This is a genomic window from Corallococcus sp. RDP092CA (genome assembly GCF_041903675.1).
Taxonomy (GTDB): Bacteria; Myxococcota; Myxococcia; order Myxococcales; family Myxococcaceae; genus Corallococcus.
On record NZ_JAYESI010000004.1, the window covers coordinates 80,853 to 103,074 of the forward strand.

Genomic DNA, 22,222 nt, shown 5'->3' on the forward strand with positions numbered 1-22,222 from the left:
AAACACCCGTGCGCAGAGTCGGAATCTTCGGCTGGGGCGTGGTCGCCCCGCGTTCCCCCAACATCGAGGCCTTCGCCAGGAACCTCGCCTCGTCCGAGACCTGGCTGACCCCCTTCAACGGCTTCGGTCCGGACAACTTCCTCGTCGGCACGCCCGAGTTCGACCTGGCGGCGTACAAGCCGTGGATCGACGCGCGCTTCCCCGCCAACCGCTTCTCCCAGCTGGAGCGGAAGATGGGGCAGCCCACGCAGTTCGCCATCGGCGCCTTCATCCAGTCCCTGTCGCAGAACCCCGGCATCGAGCAGGAGCTCCAGGCGCTGGGCGCCAGGGCCCACGTCTACGTGGGCACCGGCCTGGGCGACCTGCCCACCATCCAGCACATCTCCCTGGACCTCTACCGCGCGCAGCGCCGGTGGGACCGCTTCTGGGCCTCTCCGGAGCGCAACGGCGCGCTCCGCCAGTGGCGCGAGACGCGCGAGCCCCTGCCCGGCCTGCCCCCGGAGCCCTCCACCATCGAGGAGGCCGAGCGCGACAAGGCGGAGGACGACTGGTGGCACTACTGGGCCGGCCGCTCGCCGGAGCTGCGCGAGTACCTGGAGGAGCTGCGCGAGATTGAAGCCATTGGCGTGCCCGACGAGGGCGACGTGGAGTCCGCCAAGCTGGCCGTCATCAAGGAGAAGCGCACGCGCAACGGGCGCCTCCAGAAGAAGTGGAACGCGCCCGAGCCGCCGTGGAACGCCGTGTCCTCCAACGTGCTGTGGAACATCCACAACACGCCCGCGTCCCAGGTGTCCATGCTGGGGCAGATCACGGGCATGACGTTCGCGCCGGTGGCCGCGTGCTCGTCCTTCGGCTACGGCCTGAAGCTGGCCATGAACGCCATCCGCCTGGGCGAGGCGAAGGCGGTGGTGCTGGGCATGACGGACGCGGCGCCCAACCCGCTGGTGGTGGGCGGCTTCTACAACGCGCGCGTCATCTCCGCGGACGCCGCCGTGTCCAAGCCCCTCACCGCGCTGCGCGGCACGCACATCGCCGGGGGCTCGGTGGTGTGGGTGGTGGGCGACTACGAGCACTTCACCCAGAAGGGCTTCAAGCCGCTGGGCCTGGAGCCCGTCGCCGTGGGCGTCACCGCGGACGCGGACCACATCATCACCCCGTCCAAGGAGGGCCCCACGCTGGCCATCCGCGAGGCGCTGGGCGCCGCCGGCTGCCAGCCGCGGGACGTGGGCACCTGGGACCTGCACGCCACCGCCACCCCGGGCGACTTCCTGGAGGTGCAGAACCTGCGCGACGTGCTGCCGGAGTCCGTGCTCATCACCGCGCGCAAGGGCACCTTCGGCCACGGCATGTCCGCGGGCGGCGGCTGGGAGCTCACCGCGCAGTACCTGGGCGCGGCGGCCGGCAAGGTGTTCCCCACGCCGCTCGCCGCGCCGGAGCTCAACAAGCAGATCGCCAAGGTGCACGGCCGCTTCGTCTTCGACCAGGAGGAGGCCGCGCCCGCGGGGTGCTCGGGCAAGCTGTCCATGGGCGTGGGCGGCATCAACGCCTGCGTCATCTCCCGGCCCTGGAAGTAGCCGGGGGACCGGGGGGCCCGCGCCGCCCCCCGGGGCGTCAGCCCTTGGGCTCCGCCACCATGTCGAAGTCCGGGATGCGCTCGCGCATGAACTCGCGCATCCGGTTGATGAGGGCCGCCTCGATCTGCCGGGCGCGCTCGCGGCTGACGCCGTACTTGTCGCCGATGTCCTGGAGCGTGAGCGGCTCGTCCGCGGTGAGGCGGTGCTCGAAGATGAAGCGCTCCTTGCCCTCCAGGGTCTGGGCGAAGGCGGCCAGGTTCTCCCGGAAGAGGGCCTTGAGCTGCTCGGAGCCCAGGCGCTCGTCGGCGGGCACCGCGCCGGACGGCAGGTAGCGGTCCGCCCGGGTGGCGCGCGAGTCCTCGTCGTGCCCCAGCGGCGCGTCGAGGGACACCTCGTCGTGCCCCAGCCGCTGGTCCATCTCCACCACGTCCTGCTCGGAGACGTTGAGGCGCTCCGCCAGCAGGCGCGGGCTGGCCTCGAAGCCCTGGGCGATGAGCTTCTCCTGCTCCTGGCGCAGCTTGAAGAAGAGCTTCCGCTGGGCCTCGGTGGTCCCCAGCTTCACCATCTTCCAGTTGTCCATGATGTAGCGGAGGATGTACGCGCGGATCCACCAGGCGGCGTAGGAGCTGAGCTTCACGCCCCGGTCCGGGTCGTACTTCTTCACGGCCTGCATCAGCCCGATGTTGCCCTCCTGCACCAGGTCCAGCAGGGACAGGGGGTTGCGGTGGTACTCGTGCGCCAGCTTCACCACGAGTCTCAGGTTGGAGGCCACCAGGCGGTAGGCCGCCCGCACGTCCCCCGTGGCCTGGTACTCCTTGGCCAGCTGGTGCTCCTCCTCCCGGGTGAGCAGGGGGTGGCGCGTCACCTCGGCCATGTAGGCCTGGAGCGGGTCCCGGTGGGTGAGCGCCGCGCCCTCCGCGCGCGCCAGGGCGGCGGGCCGGGCGGCCGGGGACGGCGCCTCCTCGATCTCCGCCTCGGCCTCGCTCAGCTCCGCGAGGTCCGGCTCCAGGGCGTCCGGGTCCTGGGAGTGGGCCTCCCCCTCTTCGTCCGGGGCCTCGGGGGCCTCCGGCGCGCGCTCCCGGGCCTTCCCCGGACCGGCGGAGCGCTTCGCGCGGGGCCGGGGGGCGGCCGGACCATTGGTTCTCTTCCTCCCATTCGCCATGCGCGCTCCATACCGCAAAGTGCCGCGATTGTTGCCAGAGGGTAATGCAGGGGCTATGCCCATGCCCGATGAGCGACATCCAAGAGCCCACGCCGGGAGCCCCGGCGCCTGAAGAAGCCTCGACGCGTCCCGCCGAATACATCGCGGACGTCAGCTTCGACGAAATGAACCTCTCCGAGCCCCTCCGCCGCGCACTGGCGGAGCGCGGCTACACGAGCCCCACCCCCGTCCAGGCCAAGGCCTTCGGTCCCGCCATCGCCGGCAAGGACCTCATCGTCCGCAGCAAGACGGGCACGGGCAAGACGGCCGCCTTCGGCCTGCCGCTGCTGGAGAAGATCCCCTCCGACGAGAAGCGCGTGCGCGCGCTCATCCTCTGCCCCACGCGCGAGCTGGCGCTCCAGGTGGCGGAGGAGCTCACCACGCTGGCCAAGTACAAGGGCGTGAAGGTGGCGGCCATCTACGGCGGCGCCTCCATGAAGCAGCAGGAGGACGCGCTGGAAGAGGGCACGCCCATCATCGTGGGCACCCCGGGCCGCGTCTTCGACCACATCAACCGCGGCAACCTCAAGCTGGACGGCTGCGACCACGCGGTGCTGGACGAAGCCGACGAGATGCTCAACCAGGGCTTCTACGAGGAGGTGACCCGCATCCTCGACCGCCTCCCGAAGACGCGCCAGGTGCTGCTCTTCAGCGCCACCGTCCCCACGGACATCCAGAACCTCATCGCGCGCTACACGACGAACGCGGAGACGCTGCTGCTGTCCGGCGACGTCTTCACGGTGGAGCACATCCACCACATCCGCTACGACGTGTCGGACCAGTTCCCCAAGCCGCGCAACCTCATCTACGTGCTGGAGAAGGAGGAGCCCTCCAACGCCATCATCTTCTGCAACACGCGGGATGACACGGCGCTGGTGACGGCGGTGCTCAACCGCAACGGCTTCGACGCGGAGCTGCTCAACGGAGACCTGCCGCAGAAGGAGCGCGAGCGGGTGATGGCCAAGGTGAAGCGCGGCGAGGTGGCCTTCATGGTCGCCACGGACATCGCGGCGCGCGGCATCGACATCTCCGGGCTGGAGTACGTCATCAACTACTCGCTGCCGGAGGACCCCGCCGTCTACCTGCACCGCGTGGGCCGCACGGGCCGCATCGGCAACAAGGGCACCGCCATCAACCTCTTCTCCGGGCGCGAGCTGGCGACGTTCACCGCGCTGGAGAAGAAGTTCGGCATCAAGTTCGAGATGCGTGAGATGCCCGCCCCGGAAGAGGCCATGCGCCTGTGGACCGAGCGCCACGTGCGGGAGATCCGCGACGGCATGGGCTCCAGCATCTTCGAGGGCTTCCTGCCCCTGGCCGCGCAGCTCAAGCAGCGCCCGGACTCGGACGACCTCATCGCCTTCCTCATCAAGTACTTCTTCAGCCACCTGCGCATGGAGAAGGCCCAGGCGGCCGGCGAGGCGGAGAAGCGCGAGCCCGCGCCGGAGCGCAAGGCCCCCGAGCGCCGGGGCAAGGACCGAGACCGCGACCGCGAGCGTCCCCGCCGCGAGGACCGGGGCGAGCGCGCCGAGCGCCCCCGCCGCGACGAGCACCCGGACCGCGAGCGCCGGCCGCGCCGCGACGAGCGCCGCGAGGACCGGGGCGAGCGCCGGGGGGGCAGCGCCGCCGCCGCGCTGGAGGCGGGCCCGGGTGAGACGAAGCTCTGGGTGAACCTGGGCACCGCGGACGGCCTGGGGCCGGGCAGCATCGCCACGGCCATGGAGGAAGCGGGCGCGCCGGTGGGCAAGCTGGTGCGCGCGGAGCTGCGCCCCACGTTCGCGTACGTCTTCGTGGCGGAGGAGGACTCCGCGGGCTTCGAGGCCCTCAACGGCAAGCAGCACGGCGGCAAGACGCTGCGCGTGGAGAAGAGCAAGCCGCGCAGCGAGCGCGACGCCTCCGGCACCCGCCCACCCCCGTCCCCGGACGCGGGCCCCGGCGAGGTGAAGCTCTGGGTGAACCTGGGCGCGGACGACGGCATGGACGAGGCGAAGCTGCCCGCCGCGCTGGAGGCCCTGGGCGCCCCGGCCGGCAAGGTCCTCAAGGCCCTCACCCGCCCCACCTACGGCTACGTCTACGTGCCGGAGGCGGACGCCGCGGGCTTCGAGTCGCTCAACGGCAAGCCGCACAACGACAAGCCGCTGAAGCTGGAGCGGCACCGTCCGCGCGGCCAGCGCGAGGAGCGCCGCCCCCGCCACGAGGCCCTGCCGGACCTCCCCGGCCAGGCGCGGCTGTGGGTGGGCCTGGGCCGCCAGGAGGGCCTGGACGAGGCGGGCGTCACCGCCGCGCTGGAGGCCGCGGGCGCTCCGGCGGGCAAGGTGCTGCGCACCGACCTGCGCCCCACCTACGCGTACGTCTTCGTCGCGGAGGAGGACGTGGCGGGCTTCGAGGCCACCCACGGCAAGCCCCACGGCGAGGGCAAGACGCTCAAGGTCGAGCGCGCCAAGCGCAAGTAGCGCTCCGGCCTCGAGGGGGCGCCTTCCGGTGTACCCAAGGCCCCCTCAAGGCTCCGGCGCCGCCTTCTTCCTGCGGGCCCGGTGGTAGTGCGCCACGCACAGCCCCCGGGCCAGCACGGGCCGGCCGCACTCCGGTGACGCGCAGGCCGCGCCACCCGCCTCCGCCGGGGGCAGCCCGGCGCCCGGCCCGCCGCTGAACATCGCCTCCGCCACGGCCAGGAGGCGGTCCACGTCCTCCCGGCCCAGTCCCTTCAGCCGCACCCACTCCACCAGCCGATGAGCCCCCGCGTCCTCCGCGTCCTCCAGCCGGAACAGCTCCCACAGCGGCAGCTCCAGCGCGGCCGCGACCTGGAGGAGCGTGTCGTAGCTGGGGTTGCGCTCGCCGCGCTCCAGCAGGGACACGAAGCTCACGGAGATGTCGCACCGGGCGGCGAAGTCCTCCTGGGTGAGGCCCCGGCGCTCGCGCAGCGCGCGGATCCGCCGCGCCAGCCCCTGCAGGGACGAGCCGGCCTCGCTGCCGTCCGGGGGGTGGGGGCGCATGGTCGCCCCCATCGTAGCGCACCGCTTCTGTTAAGGTTTTCCGTCTGTCCCCAGGAGTGAAGCCCGCCATGAACGCCGTCGACGGCACCAACTACTACTTCCGCAAGGCCGCGCGGGTGATGGACGTGGGCACGCCCATCGAGACGCTCCTGGCCACGCCCCTGCGCGAGGTGAAGGTGCAGGTGTCCATCGAGATGGACTCCGGGGAGATCCGCACGTTCCTGGGCTACCGCATCCAGCACGACAACAGCCGCGGCCCCATGAAGGGCGGCCTGCGCTACCACCCCGCCCTGGACCAGGACGAGTGCGTGTCGCTCGCGTCGCTGATGACGTGGAAGACGGCCGTGGTGAACGTGCCCTACGGCGGCGCCAAGGGCGGCGTGGCGTGCGACCCCGCGCAGATGAGCCTCAAGGAGGTGGAGCGGCTCACGCGCAAGTTCGTGGATCAGATTCAAGACGTCATCGGGCCCACGCGGGACATCCCCGCGCCGGACGTCAACACCAACCCCCAGGTGATGGCCTGGGTGATGGACCAGTACTCGCGCTACCACGGGCACTCGCCCGCGGTGGTGACGGGCAAGCCCCTGGAGCTGTACGGCTCCAAGGGCCGCGAGGCCGCCACCGGCCGCGGCCTGCTCTACGTGTGCCGCGAAATCCTGCGGGACCTGGGCATGCCGGTGAAGGGCACGCGCTTCGCCATCCAGGGCTTCGGCAACGTGGGCAGCCACATCGCGCAGCTCATCTGGGGCGACGGCGGCGTGGTGGTGGCCGCGTCCGACGTGCTGGGCGGCATGTACAACCCCATGGGCCTGGACGTGCCGTCCCTCTTCGAGCACGTGAAGCGCACCGGCACCGTGACGGGCTTCAGCGGCGGCACGCCGTGCACCAACGAGGACGTGCTCGCGGCGGACTGTGAGGTGCTCATCCCCGCCGCCCTGGGCCACGTGCTCACCCGCGACAACGCCAGCAGCGTGCGCGCGCGCCTGGTGGTGGAGGGCGCCAACGGCCCCACCCAGCCGGAGGCGGACGACATCCTGGAGAAGCGCGGCATCTTCGTGGTGCCGGACATCCTGGCCAGCGCGGGCGGGGTGACGGTGAGCTACCTGGAGTGGGTGCAGAACCTCCAGCACGTCTCCTGGGAGGAGGACCGCGTCAACGCGGAGCTGGAGAAGACCATGAAGGAGGCCTACGACCGGGTGGCGCAGATCGCCCGCTCGCGGAAGGTCTCCATGCGGACGGCCGCCTACATCCTGGCCATTGGCCGGGTGGGCAAGGCCACGGTGCTGCGCGGCATCTGACGCACCCCGCCGCGCGCGGGCAGGCAGGCGCGGGGCACCGGGCCGCTTCCGTGCGGGCCGCGCTTCCGCTACACGGCCGCCCATGATGGTGACCCTGCAGGACATCCAGGCGGCGCGCGAGCGCATCCGCGCCGCGCTGCGCCCCACGCCGTGCCCCGCGTCGGACTACTTCACGGAGAAGACCGACTGCGCGGTGGTGTACTTCAAGCTGGAGAACCTCCAGCGCACCGGCGCCTTCAAGGAGCGCGGCGCGCTCAACAAGCTGCTGACGCTGACGGACGACGAGAAGCGCCGCGGCGTCATCGCGGCCTCCGCCGGCAACCACGCGCAGGGCGTGGCGTACCACGCGCGCCGGCTGGGCATCCGCGCCACCATCGTGATGCCGGAGCGCACGCCGCTCATCAAGGTCACGCGCACGCGCGATGACTACGGCGCGCGCGTGGTGCTCAAGGGCGCCAACTTCGACGAGGCCTACGCGGAGGCCCTGCGCATCCAGGCCGCGGAGCACCTGGTGTTCGTGCACCCCTTCAACGACCCGCACGTCATCGCGGGCCAGGGCACGCTCGCGCTGGAGCTGCTGGAGCAGTGCCCGGACCTGGAGCTGGTGGTGGTGCCGGTGGGCGGCGGCGGGCTCATCTCCGGCGTGGCCGTGGCCCTCAAGGAGACGAACCCGCGCATCCAGGTGGTGGGCGTGCAGGCCTCCACCATCGCCAGCATGAAGGCGTCGCTGGATGCCGGGAGGCGCACGGAGCTGACGAGCGCGGGCACCACCATCGCGGACGGCATCGCGGTGAAGGTGCCGGGGGAGCTCACCTTCGAGCACGTGCGCAGGTACGTGGACACGGTGGTGACGGTGGACGAGGAGGAGATCGCCGCCGCCATCCTGATGATGCTGGAGCAGGAGAAGTCGGTGGCCGAGGGCGCGGGCGCGGCGGGGCTGGCGGCGCTCGTCAACGGCCGGATTCCGCAGGCGAAGGGCAAGCGCGTCGCCATCATCGTGGGCGGCGGCAACATCGACATGAACGTCATCAGCCGCATCATCGAGCGCGGCCTCGTGAAGGCGGGCCGCCTGGTGCAGTTGGAGGTGCGGCTGCCGGACAGGCCCGGCATGCTCGCGCGGCTCACCACGCAGATCGCCGAGCTGCGCGCCAACGTGGTGGACCTCCACCACGACCGCGCCTTCTCCAAGGCGGGCCTGGGCGAGGCCACGGTGGAGGTGATGCTGGAGACCACCGGCCACCCCCACATCCAGGAGCTGATGGCGGCCCTGGAGGCCCAGGGCTGGCAGGTCGCCCGGACGTAGGGCGGGGAGGCTTGCGCGGGCGCTCGGGGCTTCGGCGATACTCCGCGAGCCCATGAATACGCCCCTCATCGCCGTGCTGCTGCTCGCCGCCGCCCCTCCCGCGCAGAAGGCGAAGGAGCTGGCCGCCCACAAGGAGTGGGAGGAGCTGTACCTCGCGTTCGCCGCCGCGGATCCAGCGGCCTACCCGGAGCCGCAGCGGCCGCAGGTGGCGGGGCCGCTGCTCAAGGGCTGCGAGGCGCTGCTCGCGGACGACGCGGTGATGGCGTACTCGCTGGGCGAGCGCGCCGTGGCCTTCCAGGAGACGGCGGGCGGCCTGCGGTGCCTGGCGCGCTCCGCGCTGAAGACGGACCAGCGGGCGGCCGCGGAGGAGGCGCTGAAGAAGGGCCTGGAGCAGTTCCCCAAGGACGGCGCCTTCGCGCTGGAGCTGGGGCGGCTGCAGCTGCTGGACAAGGACTCGGTGGGGGCGCTGGCCACGCTGCAGCGGGTGCCCCCGAAGTCGAAGGAGGCCGCGGAGGCGCGGAAGCTGATGCAGCAGGCGCGCGCGCAGGTGTCGGAGGAGGGGGCCGCGCGGCGCGAGGCGGAGCGCCTGGAGCTGCGGATGAACGGCGAGCCCGCCCCGGGGAACACGCGCCAGGCGAAGGGGAGCGCGGGCGGGGACGTGGTCTCCGCGGGGCTCAGCTACGAGTCCAGCGAGGGCAAGGACGGCATGCGCGTGCGCCAGAACCGGCGCTTCGCCATCCGCTACTTCAACAGCAACCGGGACTTCGGCCAGCGCGCGGAGTACGAGGGCAAGGTCGTCTCCGCGCTCGACGAGGCCTATGACTTCACCCAGCGAACCCTGGGGCGGGCCCGCGAGCGGCAGCTGAACGTGGTGCTCTACACCCGCGACGAGTTCGCCACGCACCTCGGCGAGACCTACGCGGCCCGGGTGGCGGGCCTGTACCACGACAACGCCATCCGCATGAACGACGCGGCGGAGCTGACCCAGAACACGAAGGCCACGCTCGTCCACGAGTACGTCCACGCGGCGCTGGACGAAATCTGCCCGCGCGGCGGCGACGCCCTGCCCCGCTGGTTCAACGAGGGCCTGGCCGAGTACATCGAGTGGCGCTACCTGGGGCTGGACGGCCCCCCGCGCGGCCTGCGCGACCGGATGCGGGGCCACGCGAAGCAGGGCTCCCTGCCGAGCCTGTCGGACATGGACTCGCGGGCGCTCATCTCCATGGCCGACCCGGAAATCGCCTACGGCACGTCCGCCATGGCGGTCCGGGAGCTGGTGCGGCTGGGGGGCCAGGAGCGCCTCCTGGACTTCGTCCAGAAGGTGGGCCAGTCCGGCTCCTTCCAGGAGGTCCTGAAGGCCACCTACGAAAAGGACTTCGCCAGCCTGGACCAGGCCGTGCGCACCGCCCTCTCGGGGAGGTAGCAGCCGGTCGGGCGTGGCGGATTGGTTTACCCCCTGGCGGGAGTCCCCTACACTCGGCGGTCTCCAAAGATTTCGCTGCGACGGTCCCCGTTGGACGCTGGCGCAGCAAGGTGACGGATGTCCGATACGCGCGCCGCGATGAGAGAGTTCCGCTTCCTGGATGAGAAGCGGAAGCTGGGAAGCCTGTCCGCCGTCGAGGAGGCTCGCTGGGTCGAGTTGCGCGGCCTCTTGGGCATCCAGGACGCGGCGGACACCGCGGCGGCGGCCCAGGCGTGGGCCCAGCCGGAGCCGCAGCCCCAGGGGCATTACGGCGAAGATGGCCAGTGGTACGCCTACCCCGCCGGCTACGACCCCAACGCCCAGGGGTACTACGGCGAAGATGGCCAGTGGTACGCCTACCCCGCCGGCTATGACCCCAACGCCCAGGGGTACTACGGCGAGGATGGCCAGTGGTACGCCTACCCCGCCGGCTATGACCCCAACGCTGCGGCCTACGACCCGAACGCTGCCGCTTACGACCCCAACGCTGCGGCCTACGACCCGAACGCTGCGGCCTACGACCCCAACGCTGCGGCCTACGACCCCAACGCTGCCGCTTACGACCCGAACGCTGCGGCCTACGACCCCAATGCGGCGGCCTATGATCCGAACGCGGCGGCAGCCTGGGCGCAGCAGGGGTACGACCCGAACACGGCGGGCTACGTGGCCCCGGTGGATCCGCAGGCCGGAGGGTACGCCCCGCAGGCGCCCGCCGAGCCGGACAGCCTGAACCTCAGCACGGACGACATCGACATCCCCTCGCTGAGTGAACCCGCGCCGTGGATGCCGCAGGCGCCCGTGGCGGCATCCGCGCCGGCCGCGCAGACGTGGGCGGCGAGCGCGGAGGAGGACTTCTCCGGGTTGTCCGTGGAGACGCCGCCCCCGGTGGCCGCCGCGCCGGAGCCGTCGCTGGAGGACTCGTTCGCGGACCTGTCGATGGAGGTCGAGGCGGAGGCCCAGCCCCCAGCGACGTCCGGCCTGGATCCGATGGCGGAGGCGCTGGCCTCCACGGAGCACTCGGCCGACGACGCGGAGCTGCTGGAGGCCGAGCCCCTCCCCGAGGCGGTGCTCGCCGAGGACCTGTCGCCCGCGCCGGTGGACGCGGCGTGGGACGCGGCCCCGCTGGCGGTGGAGTCCGAGGAGTCCCGCGCCAGCGCGCTCGATACCGCGCCGCTCGCGGTGGAGCCGACGGCGCCGGCCGATGGCACCGCCACGGAGTGGGACTGGAGCGACGTCGCGACGGCAGAGCCTGCCGCGCCGGTGGAGGCGCAGCCGGTCGCCACGGAGACGGCCGGAGCGTGGGAAACGGATGCGGCCCCGGTCGCCGGAGCGCCGGAGGCAGGTGGGGAGCTCGCGCTCGGCACGGGTGACATCGCGGAGGCGTGGACCGACGGTGCCGCGGCCACGGAAGCGCCCGCGGAGGAGATCGCCCTGGACGCGGGCGACGTCGCCACGGACTGGCAGCCGGAGACGGCTAGCGCGGGTACCTGGCAGTCCGGTGACGCGGCCACTGGCACGGCCGAGGCCGTGGCTGCGTGGCAGGCGAGTCCGGAGGCGGAGGAGCTCCCGCTCAGCACGAGCGATGTCGCCACCGAGTGGAATGCAGCGGGCGAGACTCCGGCGGCCGACGCGGTCGCGCTCGCTACCAGCGATGTCGCCACGGAGTGGAGCGAGGCTGGCGAAGTTGCGGCGGCCGACGCGGTCGCGCTGAGCACGAACGACGTCGCCACGGACTGGCAGGCGACCGCCGAGCCTCCGGCTGACGACGCGGTCGCGCTGAGCACGAACGACGTCGCCACAACAGATTGGCAGGCCGGTGCTGAGACTCCGGCGGAGGCAGGCGCGGTCACCCCGGATTGGCAGACCGGCGGCACTGCGGCCGCGGAAGAGATCGCGCTGAGCACGAACGACGTCGCCACGGACTGGCAGGCCGGCACATCGACCGAAGCCGCGGCCGACGCGGCCGCGCTGAGCACGAACGACGTCGCCACCGAGTGGCAGGCCCCTGCGAGTGCATCACCGGAAGGAGCAGGAGAGATCGCGCTCGGCACCGAGGATGTCGCTACGGATTGGCAGAGCAGCGCTCCGGGCACCTCGGAAGTTCCTGCCGAGGAGATCGCACTCGGCACGAACGATGTCGCCACGAACTGGCAGGCCGATACGACGGCCTCCACGAGCGAGAACGCGAGCCACGCCACGACGGACTGGGCGGCGGACAGCGCCGTCGCCGCCGAGGAAATCGCGCTCGATTCGAGCGATGTCGCCACGGACTGGCAGGCCGACGCCTCCGCCAACGCGAGCGCTCCTGCTACGGCTGACGCCGCGACGGATTGGCAGTCAGACAACGCCGCCTCTGCGCAGGGCGCCGACGAAGTTGCTCTCGGCACAGCCGACGTCGCCACGGATTGGCAGGCCGACAACGTCGCCTCTGCGCAGGGCGCCGACGAAATCGAGCTCGGCACAGCCGACGTCGCCACGGATTGGCAGGCCGACAACGCCACCTCTGCGCAGGGCTCCGATGAAATCGAGCTCGGCACAGCCGACGTCGCCACGGAGTGGCAGGCGGACAACGCCACGTCGGCGCAGGGCTCCAACGAAGTTGCTCTCGGCACAGCCGACGCCGCCACGGAGTGGCAGGCCGACAGCGCCGCAGCGGCACAGTCCTCCAGCGAGGAGATTGCACTCGGCGTGAGCGATGTCGCCACGGAGTGGCAGGCCGACAGCGCGGCTCCGGTGCAGGCTTCCGCCGAGGAGATCACCCTCGGCACCGATGACGTCGCCACGGAGTGGCAGGCCGGCAGCGATGTCGCGGCGCAGGCTTCCGCCGACGAGATCGCGCTCGACTCGAGCGATGTCGCGACGGAGTGGCAGTCCTCCGACAATGCGCAGACGGGTGGCGCCACGGATGGCGCTGAGTCCGCGTCCACCGCCGCGACGTGGCAGGCCCATGCGGAAACGCCCGCGGAGGAGATCGCCCTCGACGCGAGCGACGTCTCCACGGAGTGGCAGGCCGGTGGTGAGAACGCGGCGGGTGCTGCCTCGCAGGAAGTCCCTGCCGAAGAGATCGCCCTCGACGCGAACGACGTCGCCCACGAAGGCACCGCGGAGGGAAGCGCGGCCCCGGTGGTCGCGGCCGGCGTGGAGGCGCAGACCTTCGACGTGGCTGACCTCGGCGCCGAAGAGGAGCAGCTCACTCCGCCGCCCTCCCCGTTCGCGAACGAGACGGGCATCCCGTCGCTGCGGATCCGCAGCATCCCTGTCGGCCCGGACATCGAAGCCGACACGCTGGAGCTCGGCGCGGACGATGTCGAGCCCGTGGCCGAAGCGGCGCCTGCATCGAATCAGTGGGGCGAGCTGAGCGGCCATGCCGACGATGTCGTGCCACTGGCCACCGCGGCGGAGTCACTCGCCGAAGCGCAGTCCACCGAGGCTTCGGCGTGGAACACGTCGGGTCAGGATGCGCAGCAGTGGGCCGCCGAAGGTGAGCCCTCTGACGCCACCAACACCGTGGGCATGCAGGACACATCGGCCGCCATCGAGCTCCAGCCCGAGTGGGCCGCCGATGCCATGGAGCCCACCGCCGGCGCGTCCGAGTGGGCGCAGCCGTCCGAGGACGCCGCCCCCATCGAGCTCCAGCCCGAGTGGGCCGCCGCCGACTCGGCGGAGGGAACCGGTCCGGCGCAGGCGGGGTCCGCCGCGTCGCCCGAGCAGCCCGCCGCGAGCGCCACGTCCGCATGGGATGCCCCGGCCTCCGACTCCGCATGGGCCGCCTCCACGGCGGCGTCCGTCGCTGAAGCCCAGGGCGAATGGACGCCCACAGCCGAAGAGGCTCCGGTGCTCGAGTCCGAGTGGGCCACGCCTGAAGCCGCGCAGGCGGCCCAGGCCGCCGACTGGAGCGCCACGGAAGAAGCCGCGCCCATCGAGGCCCAGCCCGAGTGGGCCGCGGAAGAAGCTCCCATCGAGGCGCAGCCGGAATGGGCCACGGAGGAAGGCACTGCGCCCGTTGCGACGCAGGCCGACTGGAACACGGCGGCAGCCTCGCCCACGGAAGCTCAGTCCGGTTGGGCCACCACCACCGAAGGCGCAACCGCCGGTCCGACACAGTCGCAGTGGGAAACCACGGAAGCCGCGCCCATCGAGGCCCAGCCCGAGTGGGCCACCGCCGAAGAAGCCCCCATCGAAGCCCAGCCCGAGTGGGCCACGCCCGAAGAGGCAGCACCCGTTGCCGCGCAGCCCGAGTGGGCCGCGCAGGAAGCCGCCCCCGTCGCCACTCAGCCGGAGTGGGCCACGGAAGAGGCCGCGCCCGTCGCCGCGCAGCAGTCTGAGTGGGCCGCGCAGGAAGAGGCCGCGCCCGTTGCGGCTCAGCCTGAGTGGGCCACGGAAGAGACCGCGCCCGCTTCGGCGCAGTCCGAGTGGGCCACAGCTGAAACCACCGCACCTGTCGCCACGCAGGCGGACTGGGCGACGGCCGAAGCCGCGCCCATCGAGGCGCAGCCCGAGTGGGCCACGGCTGACGGCACCACGCCCGTCGCCACACAGCCCGAGTGGGCGACCGCGGAGGCCGCGCCCATCGAGGCTCAACCGGAGTGGGCCACCGAAGAGGCCGTCCCCGTCGCCGCGCAGCCCGAGTGGGCCACGGCTGAAACCGCCGCGCCCGCCGTCGCAGAGTCGGACTGGGCCGCCGAAGAGGCTCCCATCGAGGCCCAGCCCGAGTGGGCCACCGAGGAAGCCGCGCCCGTCGCAGCCCAGCCGGAATGGAACGCGACCGGGGAAGCCGCCGCGCCGGCCACAGCCTCGTCGGAGTGGGCGACTGCGGAAGAGGCCCCCATCGAAGCCCAGCCGGAGTGGGCCACCGAGGAAGCCGCGCCCATCGCCACGCAGCCCGAGTGGGCCTCGGCCGAAGAGGCCCCCGTCGCCACTCAGCCGGAGTGGGCCACCGAAGAAGCCGCGCCGGCCACAGCCTCGTCGGAGTGGGCGACTGAGGAAGAGGCCCCCATCGAAGCCCAGCCCGAGTGGGCCACCGAAGAAGCCGCGCCCATCGCCGCACAGGAGGAGTGGGCCGCCGCGGAAGAGGCCCCCATTGAAGCCCAGCCCGAGTGGGCGACGACCGAGGCCGTGCCCCCGGACGCGGCTCAGCCGTGGTCCGGCGCGGACACCGCCGCGCAGTCGGAGTGGGCCACCACCGAGAACGCTGCCGCCGGATCCGCATGGGCCCAGCCGCCCACCGGCGCCCAGCAGCCGTGGGACGCCCCCGCCGCAGAGGCCGCCCCCGCCACGCCGGAGTGGGGCGCCCCGGCAGCCCCCGCCGCGCGCTCCGCCTGGGCCACGCCCCAGGAGGCCCAGCCCGAGTGGATGGCCGACGCCGCGCCCGCCCCTTCCACCTGGCAGGCGCCCCCGGCCCCCACCGCCGGGTGGAGCGAGCCCGTCGCCGAGGAAGAGGTCTCCCTCACCGACATCACCGCGCCCACCCCGGCCGCTGGCTGGGAAGAGCCCGCCGTGGACGTGGGCGCGGAGGAGCTCGACGTCGAGGAGGTGACGCCCGAGTCCGAGCCCGTCGCCGACATCGAGCTCGTCGAGGAGGTCCCCGCCCTGCCCGTCGCGGCCACGCCCCCGCCGGCCCACGCATTCGCCGCCGCCCCCGCCCAGCCCGTGGCCCGGCTCACGCCTCCCGCGACCCCGGCCTTCCGCGGCTCAGCGCCCTCCCCGGCGCCGGTCACGGCCGCGATGCCCGTGGCCGCCAACCACCTGCGTCCCGCGGAGGACTCGCTCTTCGACATGCAGGGGAGCGGCTTCGCGCCCGCCACCAGCTCCTTCGTGGAAGGCGAACACCGCGTCATCATCCACACCGTCGAAGGCCAGGTGAAGCGCGGCACCATCCGCGACACGGACCTCCTGGAGGACACCATCTCCCTGGAGCAGCAGAGCGGCTTCGCTCCGGAGCGCATCCCCGGCAAGCGCGTGAAGGCCATCTTCTTCATGCTCGCCGCGGGCGCGCGTCAGCCGCAGGCGGAGGGCTCGAAGATCCGCGTCACCTTCAACGACGGCCGCCAGGTCGCCGGCTTCTCCCAGGACTTCAAGGGCCCCACCCCGGGCTTCTTCGTCGTCCCCGCCGACACCCGCACCAACACCGCGCGCATCTTCATCTACCGCGCCAGCGTGCAGGCCGTCGCCGAGGGCTGAGCGTCACCACCGGGGCGGCGCCACCCGCCCCCACCGCGCACGAAAAAAGAGGGGCCCCGGTCACCCGAGGCCCCTCGCTTCATCTCCATGCGTCGGCGTGGAATGCGGAAACTACTTGGTGGTCGAACCCGCCGCCGGAGCCGCCGCCTCGTCCTTCTTCGTGGTCTCCAGGTCCAGGGTGATGGTGATGTCGTCACCCACCGCCACGCCGCCCGCCTCCAGGGCCTTGTTCCAGGTCAGGCCGAAGTCGCTGCGCTTGATCTTCGTGGTCGCCGTGGCGCCACGGCGCACGTTGCCCCACGCGTCCTTCGTCTCCGGCGTCGGGCCCTCCACGGCCAGCACCACCGGCTTGGTCACGCCGTGCAGGGTCAGGTCGCCCGTGACGTTCAGCTTGTCCTTGCCGGCCTTCGCGATCTTCGTCGACTTGAAGGTGATGGTCGGGAACTTCTCCACGTCGAAGAAGTCCGGGCTGCGCAGGTGCTCGTCGCGCTTGGGCTCGTTGGTGTTGATGGTCTTCGCGTCGATGGTCGCCTCGATGGTGGACTTGGTGATGTCCTTGTCATCCAGGTGGATGGTGCCCTTCACGTTGCTGAAGGCGCCACGCACGGTGGACACCATCATGTGCTTCACGGCGAACTGCGCGCTGGAGTGCGACGAGTCGAGCTCCCACGTGGACGCGAAGGCGAACGAGGGGGCGGCGACGGCGAGCAGCGTGATGGCGGACTTGAGCGACATCTTCATGGTGTGGACTCCTTGAGGTTGCGGACTGCGAGGTTCATGCGCGCAGCGCGAAGCTGCGCATGGACAAGGTTCCGTGATGGAAGCCCTCGAACACGGGGGTGATGCGGTCCTCGGGGAGGGCGGCTCCGAGGACGAAGTAGATGGGCAGCCAATGCTCGGGCGAGGGATGCGCGACCCGGGCATTCGGTGCATCCATCCATGACTGAAGCCCAAGGAAGTCACGCGCGGCAAGTTTTCCGGCGACCCACGCGTCGAACTCGGCGGCCCAGGGCTCCACGGGCGCCAGCCTGGCCCGGAAGTCCACCCGGCGCAGGTTGTGCACCACCCCACCGCTGCCCATGAGCAGCACGCCGTCCGCGCGCAGCGGACGCAGCGCCTCGCCCATGCGCGCCACCTGCGCGGGCGTCGCGTCCGCTGGCAGCGCCACCTGCAACACCGGCACGCGCGCCTCCGGAAACGCGTGCCGCAGCGGCACCCAGACGCCGTGGTCCAGCCCGCGCTCGCCGTCCGCCACCGCGGGCACGCCCGCCGAGGACAGCCGCGCCACCACGTCCTGCGCCAGCGAGGGCGCGCCCGGCGGCGCGTACCGCAGCCGGTACAGCGCCTCCGGGAAGCCGTAGAAGTCGTAGACGAGCGGCGGAGCCGCCATCGCCGTGACGTGCACGCGCGAGTCCGTCTCCCAGTGCGCCGACACCACCACCAGCGCCTTCGCCGCGCCCGCGCCGTCACCGAAGCGCTTGAGCGCCTGGGGATACGCGTCCGAGTCCAGCGCCGTCATGGGCGAGCCGTGCGAGACGAACAGGGCCGGCGCCACCTGCCGGGCCACCGAGGCCCCGGCGCCCATCACCCCCGCCACCCCAGCGGCCGCCACCCCTTGCAGCACCACGCGCCTGTCCACCCCGGAAGCCATCGTGGCGCCTTGTACTGCAACCCCGGGACCAGCACAGCCAACATGACAACCCACTGAAATGACGAGGCTTCGTGTTACAGCCCTGCGAAACACCTCTCAGATTGATAGAGAGGCGAATCAGTCTGAAAGGCACCAGGAGACACCTTGGCGGGTCTGGAAGGGTTGGACTTGAGGGAGCTGCTGGCGTTCGAGCCCAAGGGCGGGGTCATCCGCTTCGCCGGGCAGCGGGCGCTGTTGATGGACCCGGTGGCGCTGGGGCTCCTCCGCAAGGAGCTCATCGGGATGCTGGGGATGACGGCCGCGCGCGGCATCTTCACGCGGCTGGGCTACGCGCACGGCTGGCGGACGGCGGAGGCGATGAAGTCCGCGGTGCCGTGGACGGATGAAGCGGAGTGGCGCCGCTCGGGCGGCCGGCTGCACACGCTGATGGGTCAGGTGCGCGTGGAGCGCATCGAGCGCAAGGACACGGACGGCCCGGAGCCCTTCGCGGAGGCCCAGTGGAGCGACTCGTATGAAGCCGAGCAGCACCTGCTCCACCTGGGGCGGGCGGACGAGCCCGTCTGCTGGAGCCTCACCGGCTTCGCGTCCGGGTACCTGAGCTACTGCAACGGCAAGCCCATCTACTGCGCGGAGCTCAAGTGCGTGGGCAAGGGGGACGCCCTCTGCCACATCGTGGGCCGCCCCGAAGAGGAGTGGAGCACCGAGTGCACGGAGTTCCTGCGCTTCTATGAGACGCAGTGCATGGAGGGCGTGCTCGGGCAGGTGACGGAGGCCCTGCGGCAGGCGGAGCGCAAGCTGCGCGCGAAGCGCCAGTCGCTGGCGCGCGTGTCCGGCGTGACGGAGGACCCGGCCGGCATGGTGGCCCGCTCGGAGGCCATGCAGCGCGTGCTCAACCTGGCGCGGCGCTCGGCCAGGGTGGACACCACGGTGCTCGTCACGGGCGAGAGCGGCGTGGGCAAGGAGCGCGTCGCCCGGCTCATCCACGAGGAGTCCGGCCGCGCGCCCAAGGCCTTCATCGCGGTGAACTGCGCCGCGGTGACGGAGAGCCTGCTGGAGAGCGAGCTGTTCGGCCACGCCCGGGGCGCCTTCACCGGCGCCACGCACGACCGGCCCGGCCTCTTCGAGGCGGCGCACGGCGGCACCCTCTTCCTGGACGAAGTGGGCGAGGTGCCCCCCGCCATGCAGGCGAAGCTCCTGCGCGTCCTCCAGGAGCGCGAGGTGCGCCGCGTGGGCGAGAACACCAGCCGCAAGGTGGACGTGCGCGTGGTGGCCGCCACCAACCGCGAGCTGTCCGAGGAGGTCCGCCTGGGCCGCTTCCGCCAGGACCTCTTCTACCGGCTGCGCGTCATCGAGCTGCGCATCCCGCCCCTGCGTGAGCGCCGCGAGGACCTCCTCCCCCTCGCGCGCCTGCTGCTGGCGGAGGCCGGCGAACGGCTGGGCCCGCGCGTGAGCGGCCTGTCCCCGGACGCGGCGGATCAGCTCCTGCGCTACCCCTGGCCGGGCAACGTGCGCGAGCTGGGCAACGCCATCGAGCGCGCGGTGGTGCTGTGCGACGGCCCGCGCGTGGAGCGCGATGACCTGCCCGAGGAGGTGCGCGCCGCGCCGCCCAGCCTGACGCCCACCGGCAACCCGCGCCGGCTGGAGGACATGGAGAAGGAGTACATCCTCGCGGTGCTGGCGCAGAACGGCGGCAACCGCTCGCGCACCGCGGAGCAGCTGGACATCGGGGTGGCCACGCTCTACCGGAAGCTCAAGCAGTACGGCCACCCGGAGGCCGCGCACTGACGGGCGGCCTCGGGGCCCTCCTGCTCAGTTGAGGTACTGGTCGCGATCCGACGGGCGGTTGCGGTCCACCACGCGCAGGTGCTTGGAGCGGTCGCGCAGCTGCCGCTGCAGGCGCCAGTGCTGCAACTGGAGCATCAGCCGCCTGGGGCTCGCGCCGCGCACGTAGGCGAAGACGAGCAGCAGGCCCAGGATCTCCGGCGCCACCGCGCGCCAGGAGCCCGCGGTCAGCATGTTCAGCACGGTGAAGCCCGCGCCAATGGCCGCGAACCAGTTGCCCGTCAGCGGGATGCCCCAGAAGTTCGTCTGCCCCTTGCCGATGACGAGCCCGTAGGCCACCCACAGCACCGCCGTCATCACGGTGCCGCCCGCGTAGACGCTCATGGGCATCACCAGCGCCAGCAGCGTGGTGATGAGGCCCGCCACCACCGGGATGCCCAGCGCCACCAGCAGCAGCCGCTTGCCGCCCCAGGTGGACTCCAGGAAGCCGCCGATGGACCAGATGATGAGGCCGCCGAAGAGGATGCCCAGCGGCCCGGTGGCCACGAAGCCGTAGGTGAACAGCTCCCAGACGCGGAAGCGCAGGATGACGTCCGCCGGGTTGAGCAGCAGCAGCGCGCCCTGCCCCCGTGACGTCGCCAGGAACAGGGCGGAGATGCCCACGAACGCGATCGCCAGCTTGGCGGCCATCGAATCCAGGCTCGGGAACATGTCGCCGAAACCGCCGCCGCCTCGGTTGTAGCCCCGCATCGGTCGCATAGAGGCCCAAAGGTGGTGGAACAGCGCCCGGTCCGCAACCCCAAATCCAGAAACGATGAAGGGCGCCCCACCCGGTGTCACCCGGGAGAAGCGCCCTCGCATCCCACGCCTTCCTCAGTCCGGCCGGGAGGCCGTCAGGCCTTGTGGCGGTAGAACAGCGTGATGGTCAGACAGTGAAACTCCTTGTCCGAGGACTGCGTGACGATCTTGTCCACGACCTCCACGGAGGAGTTCTCCTTCAGCCACTTGGTGATGTTCTCACCCATGTTCTCGCGATCGCGCGCGAGCGTGGTGGAGAACACCTTGACTCCCGTGAAGCTGATAACGCCCATTCCAACCCTCGTGTCACCAGAGATTACAAATGTTTACCCCGAGTCGGGAGCGCCATCAAGAAACGGGCCCGACAATCCGGCCCCGGAGGCGCGTCCGGCCCCCGCCGGGCCTTCGCGGGGAAGCAGCAGGGGCCCCCGCCCACCGTCCACCCGCCGACAGTGCGGCGGGCGGAGTGGGCGCACGGCCGGGTGCCTCAGCGACCGGCGGCGGCGCGCCGGGTCTGGCAGTTGACCTCGTCCTTGCAGGCGGGACCAATGCCCTCCGGGTGGGCCGTCAGGGGCGTCTTGTCGCTCTCCTCCACGCCGCACACCACGCAGCGGCGCTTGCGGTTGCGGCGCTCGGCGCGGCGCTGCTCGGCGATGGCCTTGGCCCGCTCGCGGGCCGTCTTCGCGTCCACCTCGTTGCTCATCTCACGTCCCGTCCGGAAGTCGTCTGCCCCGTCGCCCGCGCGCCTAGAGCGCCTCGATCAGCACGGCGATGCCCTGGCCGCCGCCGATGCAGGCGGACCCGATACCATAGCGGGCGCCCCGGCGCTTCAGCTCGTACGCCAGCGTCATGGTGATGCGCGCCCCGGAGGCCCCCAGCGGGTGGCCCACGGCGATGGCGCCGCCGTTGACGTTGGTGGCGTCGCGTGGCAGGCCCAGCTCCTTCTCCACCGCCAGGTACTGGGGCGCGAAGGCCTCGTTGACCTCGAAGAGGTCCACGTCCGTGAGCTTCGCGTCCGCGCGCTTGAGCAGGTTGCGGATGGCCGGCGCCGGTCCGATGCCCATGATGCGCGGGTCGCAGCCGGCGACGCCCCAGTTGACGAGCCGCGCCATGGGCTTCAGGCCGTGCTTCTCCACGAAGCCGCGGGTGGCCATCACCATGGAGCCCGCGCCGTCGCAGATGCCGCTGGCCGCGCCCGCGTGCACCACGCCGTCCTTCTTGAACACCTTGGGCAGCTTGCGCAGGCCCTCCACCGTGGTCTCCGGGCGGTTGTGCTCGTCCCGGGCCACCACCGTGTCGCCCTTCCTGCCCTTGAGCGTCACCGGCGCGATCTCCTCCGCCAGCCGGCCCGCCTCCTGCGCCGCGGCGAAGCGCTTCTGGGTGAGCACCGCGTACTGGTCCACGTCGTCCTGGCCGAGGCCGTAGTCCACCGCCAGCTGCTCCGCGGTGAGCGCCATGGCGTTGCCCGTGTAGCTGTCCGTGAGGGCCGTCCAGAGCATGTCCTCCAGGCTCCCCTTGCCCAGCGGGAGGCCCCAGCGCGCGCCGCGGATGACGTGGGGCGCCTGGCTCATGGACTCCGTGCCGCCCGCCAGCACCGCCTCCGCGCCGCCCGTGAGCATCATCTCCGCGGCCGTGACGAAGGCCTGGAAGCCGGAGCCGCACAGCCGGTTGACGCCCAGCGCGGGCACCGGCACCGGCACGCCCGTGCGCAGCCCCACGTGGCGCGGCAGGTAGATGGCGTCCGCGCTCGTCTGGACGACGTTGCCGTACACCACGTGCTCGATGAGCTCCGGGGAGACGCCCGCCTGGGCCAGGGCCGCCTTCGCGGACTCCACGGCCAGGTCGGTGGCGCTCAGGTCCTTGAGGCTGCCGCCGTAGGTACCGAACGGGGTGCGCTTGCCGGACAGGAAGTAGATTTCCTCGTTCTTGGACACGCTCTTCATGGTGCTCGTCTCCCTACTCTTCCAGGGCTCGCGGTGCACG

15 protein-coding genes are annotated in these 22,222 nt (G+C 71.9%); 7 read left to right on the forward strand and 8 right to left on the reverse strand.

Going from position 1 to position 22,222, the window contains the following annotated elements:
- The first annotated feature begins 8 nt into the window (after positions 1–8).
- Positions 9–1,574 carry a beta-ketoacyl synthase N-terminal-like domain-containing protein gene (locus tag U8525_RS06430; protein ID WP_374262486.1) on the forward strand — a complete coding sequence of 522 codons (1,566 nt, stop codon included), beginning with the start codon at positions 9–11 and terminating at the stop codon, positions 1,572–1,574.
- 37 nt (positions 1,575–1,611) lie between these two features.
- Here U8525_RS06430 and U8525_RS06435 read toward each other — a convergent pair whose 3' ends face one another.
- Positions 1,612–2,736: an RNA polymerase sigma factor RpoD/SigA gene (locus U8525_RS06435; protein ID WP_374262488.1), complete on the reverse strand. Its 1,125-nt coding sequence runs from the start codon at positions 2,734–2,736 to the stop codon at positions 1,612–1,614.
- Positions 2,737–2,804: 68 nt separating this feature from the next.
- Here U8525_RS06435 and U8525_RS06440 point away from each other — a divergent pair, with 68 nt between their 5' ends.
- Positions 2,805–5,225 carry a DEAD/DEAH box helicase gene (locus U8525_RS06440; RefSeq protein ID WP_374262491.1) on the forward strand — a complete coding sequence of 807 codons (2,421 nt, stop codon included), beginning with the start codon at positions 2,805–2,807 and terminating at the stop codon, positions 5,223–5,225.
- A gap of 45 nt (positions 5,226–5,270) precedes the next feature.
- Here the strand turns inward: U8525_RS06440 and U8525_RS06445 are convergent, their stop codons facing one another.
- A complete protein-coding gene (locus U8525_RS06445; RefSeq protein ID WP_374262493.1) occupies positions 5,271–5,765 on the reverse strand; it encodes a helix-turn-helix domain-containing protein in 495 nt (164 codons plus the stop codon).
- 68 nt (positions 5,766–5,833) lie between these two features.
- Here U8525_RS06445 and U8525_RS06450 point away from each other — a divergent pair, with 68 nt between their 5' ends.
- The 4 genes from U8525_RS06450 to U8525_RS06465 all read left to right on the forward strand — a co-directional run bounded on the left by U8525_RS06450 (position 5,834) and on the right by U8525_RS06465 (position 16,008).
- A complete protein-coding gene (locus tag U8525_RS06450) occupies positions 5,834–7,063 on the forward strand; it encodes a Glu/Leu/Phe/Val dehydrogenase (protein ID WP_374262495.1) in 1,230 nt (409 codons plus the stop codon).
- A gap of 85 nt (positions 7,064–7,148) precedes the next feature.
- Positions 7,149–8,366, forward strand: a complete 1,218-nt coding sequence (locus tag U8525_RS06455) for a threonine ammonia-lyase (protein WP_374263045.1) — start codon at positions 7,149–7,151, stop codon at positions 8,364–8,366.
- A gap of 52 nt (positions 8,367–8,418) precedes the next feature.
- Positions 8,419–9,789, forward strand: coding sequence for a peptidase MA family metallohydrolase (locus U8525_RS06460; protein ID WP_374262497.1), 1,371 nt, complete (start codon positions 8,419–8,421; stop codon positions 9,787–9,789).
- Positions 9,790–9,906: 117 nt separating this feature from the next.
- Positions 9,907–16,008: a DUF6982 domain-containing protein gene (locus tag U8525_RS06465; protein ID WP_374262500.1), complete on the forward strand. Its 6,102-nt coding sequence runs from the start codon at positions 9,907–9,909 to the stop codon at positions 16,006–16,008.
- 111 nt (positions 16,009–16,119) lie between these two features.
- Here the strand turns inward: U8525_RS06465 and U8525_RS06470 are convergent, their stop codons facing one another.
- Positions 16,120–16,749 (reverse strand): YceI family protein, encoded by a 630-nt coding sequence (locus U8525_RS06470; protein WP_374262503.1) that lies wholly within the window; start codon positions 16,747–16,749, stop codon positions 16,120–16,122.
- A 34-nt stretch (positions 16,750–16,783) separates the two neighbouring features.
- Positions 16,784–17,659, reverse strand: coding sequence for a dioxygenase (locus tag U8525_RS06475; RefSeq protein ID WP_374262506.1), 876 nt, complete (start codon positions 17,657–17,659; stop codon positions 16,784–16,786).
- Positions 17,660–17,803: 144 nt separating this feature from the next.
- On the opposite strand from U8525_RS06475, the gene U8525_RS06480 reads away from it, so the two are divergent.
- The gene (locus U8525_RS06480) at positions 17,804–19,444 is read left to right on the forward strand and encodes a sigma 54-interacting transcriptional regulator (RefSeq protein ID WP_374262509.1); all 1,641 of its coding nucleotides are present in this window, start codon (positions 17,804–17,806) and stop codon (positions 19,442–19,444) included.
- A 24-nt stretch (positions 19,445–19,468) separates the two neighbouring features.
- On the opposite strand, the gene U8525_RS06485 is transcribed toward U8525_RS06480, so the two are convergent.
- The 4 genes from U8525_RS06485 to U8525_RS06500 form a co-directional block, all read right to left on the reverse strand.
- The gene (locus U8525_RS06485) at positions 19,469–20,200 is read right to left on the reverse strand and encodes a DUF1751 domain-containing protein (RefSeq protein WP_374262512.1); all 732 of its coding nucleotides are present in this window, start codon (positions 20,198–20,200) and stop codon (positions 19,469–19,471) included.
- 134 nt (positions 20,201–20,334) lie between these two features.
- Positions 20,335–20,532, reverse strand: coding sequence for a hypothetical protein (locus U8525_RS06490; RefSeq protein ID WP_207047995.1), 198 nt, complete (start codon positions 20,530–20,532; stop codon positions 20,335–20,337).
- A gap of 194 nt (positions 20,533–20,726) precedes the next feature.
- Positions 20,727–20,942 carry a hypothetical protein gene (locus U8525_RS06495; RefSeq protein WP_374262516.1) on the reverse strand — a complete coding sequence of 72 codons (216 nt, stop codon included), beginning with the start codon at positions 20,940–20,942 and terminating at the stop codon, positions 20,727–20,729.
- Between the two features lie 43 nt (positions 20,943–20,985).
- On the reverse strand, positions 20,986–22,182 hold the full coding sequence (locus U8525_RS06500) for an acetyl-CoA C-acetyltransferase (RefSeq protein WP_374262519.1): 1,197 nt from the start codon (positions 22,180–22,182) through the stop codon (positions 20,986–20,988).
- Between the last annotated feature and the right edge of the window lie 40 nt (positions 22,183–22,222).